At 66.6% G+C, this 4,466-nt stretch carries 7 protein-coding genes; 4 read left to right on the forward strand and 3 right to left on the reverse strand.

What is annotated here, in order from left to right; genetic code table 11:
• From NI18_RS11090 to NI18_RS11105, 4 genes are all read left to right on the forward strand, one after another.
• Nucleotides 1-409, forward strand: a 409-nt coding sequence (locus tag NI18_RS11090) for a TMEM165/GDT1 family protein (RefSeq protein WP_037529943.1), incomplete at its 5' end; no start/stop codon positions are given.
• Nucleotides 410-515: 106 nt separating this feature from the next.
• A complete protein-coding gene (locus tag NI18_RS11095) occupies nucleotides 516-1,013 on the forward strand; it encodes a DNA starvation/stationary phase protection protein (protein WP_031438858.1) in 498 nt (165 codons plus the stop codon).
• A 72-nt stretch (nucleotides 1,014-1,085) separates the two neighbouring features.
• Complete coding sequence (locus tag NI18_RS11100) at nucleotides 1,086-1,271, forward strand: DUF1328 domain-containing protein (protein WP_031395540.1); 186 nt, start codon at nucleotides 1,086-1,088, stop codon at nucleotides 1,269-1,271.
• Between the two features lie 152 nt (nucleotides 1,272-1,423).
• Nucleotides 1,424-3,034 carry a cisplatin damage response ATP-dependent DNA ligase gene (locus tag NI18_RS11105; RefSeq protein ID WP_037529944.1) on the forward strand — a complete coding sequence of 537 codons (1,611 nt, stop codon included), beginning with the start codon at nucleotides 1,424-1,426 and terminating at the stop codon, nucleotides 3,032-3,034.
• Here NI18_RS11105 and NI18_RS26985 read toward each other — a convergent pair.
• The 3 genes from NI18_RS26985 to NI18_RS11115 form a co-directional block, all read right to left on the reverse strand.
• Nucleotides 3,031-3,552, reverse strand: a complete 522-nt coding sequence (locus NI18_RS26985) for a glutaminyl-peptide cyclotransferase (RefSeq protein ID WP_306286380.1) — start codon at nucleotides 3,550-3,552, stop codon at nucleotides 3,031-3,033. The genes NI18_RS11105 and NI18_RS26985 overlap by 4 nt on opposite strands.
• On the reverse strand, nucleotides 3,501-3,851 hold the full coding sequence (locus NI18_RS26990; protein WP_306286379.1) for a glutaminyl-peptide cyclotransferase: 351 nt from the start codon (nucleotides 3,849-3,851) through the stop codon (nucleotides 3,501-3,503). Before NI18_RS26990 ends, NI18_RS26985 begins: the two co-directional genes overlap by 52 nt.
• 37 nt (nucleotides 3,852-3,888) lie before the next feature.
• The coding region (locus NI18_RS11115) for a cold-shock protein (RefSeq protein WP_037529945.1) at nucleotides 3,889-4,466 on the reverse strand (578 nt) is incomplete at its 5' end.

The raw sequence follows: 4,466 nt of genomic DNA on the forward strand, positions 1-4,466 counted from the left end.
CGCGGGCGGGATCGCGGTCGCGCCGCTGCTGACCCCCAATGCGCGACAGCTGATGCTGGCGCTGGCGCTGATCCTCCAGGGCGGCGGTGCGCTGCTGCCGGTCAAGGCGCCCGATCCGCTGCGCGGCTGGCGGACCGGCGCGATCGCCACCACGATGCTCGGGCTGTTCATCCTCGCGTTCGGCGACGGCATACAGTTCATCGTGGCCGCGCTTGCGCTCCGCAGTGCCGTACCGATGCTGGCCGCGGTAGGCGCGACGATCGGATCGCTGGTGGTGATCGTCCCCGCGGCGATGATGGGTGAAGCCGCGTGGCGCCGATGGCCGCTCGCCCGACTGCGCACCGGCATCGGGCTGATATTCGTGCTCCTGGGGGTCATTCTGGGCCTCAGCGCTGCGCGATTGATCTAGCGGGGCGATCACTCAGATGAGGAATGGCACATGCGCAGCGGGAGCATTTCGGCTATCGCTTCGTTGACGCAACGATCCACAGACATTCCCATGCATGGAGTTTTCGATGCCCGCCACCAACCCCGCACTCGACACGCCCACCGATCTCGTCAGCAACAGCACGAAGACGGTTGCCGAGGCGCTCAATGCCTCGCTCGCCGATTGCTATGCGTTGTATCTGAAGACCAAGAACTTCCACTGGCACATGTCGGGTCCGCATTTCCGTGACTATCATCTGTTGCTCGATGACCAGGCGGCACAGATCCTGGGCGTGACCGATGCGATCGCCGAGCGCGTCCGCAAGACGGGCAACACGACGCTGCGCTCGATCGGTGACATTTCGCGCCACCAGAGCATCCCGGACAATGACAAGGATTTCGTCGGACCGACCGAAATGCTCGCCGAGCTGCGCGAAGACAATCTGAAGCTCGTCGAACAGTTCCGGATCGTCAAGGACGCCGCGGACGAGGCCAAGGACAATGCCACCAGCGGCATCGTCGACGAATGGACCGACCAGGCCGAGGAACGCGCCTGGTTCCTGTTCGAAGCCAGCCGCAAGGCCTGAACCCGGGCGCGTCCCGCCCGTGTCGGAACCGACATGGGCGGGACGGGTTCTGTCAGGAACAGGAGAATGCCCATGTTGAAGCTCGCCATCACCTTCTTGATCATCGGCCTCGTGCTGGCCCTGCTCGGATTTGGCGGCGTCGGCGGGGCGTTTATCGGCATCGCCAAGGTGCTGTTCTTCATCGCGATCGCGCTGTTCGTCATTTTCCTGGTGCTCGGCCTGCTGGCCGGCAAGGGAATCAAGAACGCGATCGACTGACGCGACAAGATGGCATCGGCCCGCGCCGATGCCACGACGTCAATGCCACGACAGGGCCCTCGCCGGTAACGGCGGGGGCCTTTTTGATGTAGCGCCCGCAGCGACGTGGACGCCGGCCCGGAGCCGAGTGCCGGGCGGCGCGTTGTCGGATCATGCATGCTTTCGCCGCGCTCCTCGATGCCCTCACCTATACGCGGTCGCGCAATGCGAAGCTGAAGCTGATCGGCGATTATCTGCGCGTGACGCCCGACCCCGATCGTGGCTGGGCGATGGCGGCGCTGACCGGCGATCTCGATCTGCCGGGCGTCAAATCGGCGGTCATCCGCGGATTGATCGAGGACCGTATCGATCCCGTCCTCTTCCGGATGAGCCGCGATTATGTCGGCGATACCGCCGAGACCGTCGCCCTGCTGTGGCCAGAGCCCGAGCCCTTGGGACCGGATCCGGTGCCCGCCGAACCGCTGTCGATCTCGCAGGTGGTCGACCGGCTGATGACGCTGTCGCGCGCCGAGGCGCCGGCGGCGCTTGCCGCGATGCTAGATCGGTCGGATGCGGAGGAGCGCTTCGCACTGCTCAAGATGGCGACCGGCGGGCTGCGGATCGGCGTTTCGTCGCGGTTGGCGAAGACCGCGCTGGCGGATGCGTTCGGGCTCGACGTCGATGCGGTCGAGGAAGTCTGGCATGGCCTGGCAGCCCCCTATCCGACGCTGTTCGCCTGGGCGGAGGGGCATGGCGCGCAACCGACCCCCGCCAACGTCCCCGTCTTCCGTCCCTTCATGCTCGCCCATGGTCTGGAGGATCTGCGCGTCGACCTCGCCGACTATGCGGCGGAGTGGAAATGGGACGGGATCCGCGTGCAGATCGTCCATGTCGCGGGTGAAACGCGACTCTACAGCCGGACCGGCGACGACGTGACCGCGAGCTTCCCCGAAATCGCCGCCGCCTTCGTCACGCCGGGGACGGTCGATGGCGAATTGCTGGTCAAGGGCGAGCATCAGGGCGGCACGCTGGAGGAGGGCGGCGGCGCGGCGAGCTTCAACGCGCTGCAGCAGCGGCTGGGGCGCAAGACGGTGTCGGCGAAGATGCTGGCCGAGTATCCGGCCTTTGTCCGCCTCTATGACCTGTTGATCGATGGCGACGAGGATCTGCGCGCGCTGCCCTGGACCGAGCGACGCACGCGGCTCGAGGCGTTCGTGCCGCAGCTCGATGCCGAGCGGTTCGACCTGAGCCAGGTCATCGACGCCGTGGACTTCACCGCGCTCGAGGCGGTGCGCGCGGGTGCGCGCGACTCGGCGATCGAGGGCGTGATGCTCAAGCGCCGCGATTCGCCCTATGTCGGCGGTCGCCGCGTCGGGCTGTGGTATAAATGGAAGCGCGACCCGCTCACCGCGGATTGCGTGATGATGTACGCGCAGCGGGGCAGCGGCCGGCGGTCCTCTTATTATTCGGACTATACCTTTGGCTGCTGGACCGAGGAAGGCGAACTGCTGCCGGTCGGCAAGGCCTATTCGGGGATTACCGACGAGGAGCTCCGGATGCTCGATTCGTTCGTCCGCAAGAACACGCTCAACCGGTTCGGGCCGGTGCGCGAGGTCGCCAAGACGATGGTGCTCGAAATCGCGTTCGACGCGCTGCAGGAGTCGAAGCGGCACAAGTCGGGGATTGCGATGCGGTTTCCGCGGATCGCGCGGATCCGGACGGACAAGCCCGCGGCCGAGGCCGACCGGATCGACACGCTCCGCCGGATGATTCCCGCGCCCTAGCCGTTGATCCGGATCTCGAACAGGGTTGGCCAGAGCTTGCCGGTGACGAACAGCCGCTTCTTCGCGGCATCCCAGGCGATGCCGTTGAGCACCGCGTCGCGGTCGCGGGCGCCGATCTCGGCAACCAGCGGACGCAGGTCGATGATCGCGGTGACGCGACCGGTGCCGGGGGCGATGCGGACGAGATATCCCGTCTGCCAGACATTGGCGAGGATCGCACCGTCGACATATTCGAGTTCGTTGAGCTGCGTCAGCGGACGTCCGTCGATCGTCACGCCGATCCGGCGACGCTCGGCCAATGTCCTGGGATCGCGCAGGATCAACGACGCGCTGCCGTCGGACTGGATCAGGCCGTCCCTGTCGCTCGTCAGGCCCCAGCCCTCGCCCGCATAGCGGTTGGTGCCGGTCGGCTTGAGCGTGCGGGCGTCCCAGCGGTGCGCGATGCCGTCATGCCAGGTCAGACTGATCAGCTCGTTCTTCCACAGCCCGAGCCCCTCGCCGAACTGTGCCGGATCGATCGGCGGCGCGCGACGATACGACCATCGAGAGTGACGCGGCGGACATCGGACTGCCCCTCCTTGCCTGTGCTCTCGTAGAGCGCGCCGTCGTGCCACAACAGGCCTTCGGTGAATGCCGTCGCATCGTGCGGATAGCGGGCCACGATGCTGACCGACAGGATCGGCACGGCTGGCGCGGGCGCAGGAGCGGCCAATGTGCGCGTGGCGGGCTGGGGCGCCGTTGCGCCCTGCGCCAGAACGGCAACGGCCGGCCCCGCAAGTGCGAGACCGGCCGCTATCAGGCTATGTCCGATCGTCATGCTGGTTCGAAAAACCCCGATGACCGGACGGACGGGATTAGCCGCCTGCGCTCAGGTTGACCGCTGCATACTTGCCGCGACGATCGACTTCGAGCTCGAACTCGAGCTTGTCGCCCTCGTTCAGCGTGGCCATGCCGGCACGCTCGACCGCCGAGATGTGCACGAACGCGTCAGGCTGGCCATCATCGCGCTGAATGAAGCCGAAGCCCTTCATCGCGTTGAAGAACTTGACCGTACCCGTTGCCTTCTCACCGGTCAGCTGGCGCTGCGGCGCGCCGCCTGCACCACGATCGGCACCGCCACGGGGTGCACCCGGGCCGGCATCGCGATCACGCGGCGGACCACGATCGGTCACGGCCATCGGCTCGCCATCGATCTTGAGATCGGTTGCCGAGATGCGGCCACCACGATCAACGAGCGTGAAGCCGAGCGGCTGACCCTCAGCGAGAGCGACCATGCCAGCCTGCTCGACTGCGCTGATGTGCACGAACACGTCCTCGCCGCCGTCATCGCGAACGACGAAGCCGAAGCCCTTCTGTGCGTTGAAGAACTTTACGACGCCGGTGCCTTCACCAACGACCTGGGGGGGCATGCCGCGCCCGGCGCCACCGCCGC

The organism is Sphingomonas sp. Ant20, assembly GCF_000783375.1.
Lineage (GTDB): Bacteria > Pseudomonadota > Alphaproteobacteria > Sphingomonadales > Sphingomonadaceae > Sphingomonas > Sphingomonas aerolata.

Bases quoted from the DNA above. Each gene is read 5' to 3' on its own strand.
- NI18_RS11095 (WP_031438858.1), top strand. From the start codon at position 516: ATGCCCGCCACCAACCCCGCACTCGACACGCCCACCGATCTCGTCAGC.
- NI18_RS11100 (WP_031395540.1), top strand. From the start codon at position 1,086: ATGTTGAAGCTCGCCATCACCTTCTTGATCATCGGCCTCGTGCTGGCC.
- NI18_RS11105 (WP_037529944.1), top strand. From the start codon at position 1,424: ATGCATGCTTTCGCCGCGCTCCTCGATGCCCTCACCTATACGCGGTCG.
- NI18_RS26990 (WP_306286379.1), bottom strand. From the start codon at position 3,851: ATGACGATCGGACATAGCCTGATAGCGGCCGGTCTCGCACTTGCGGGG.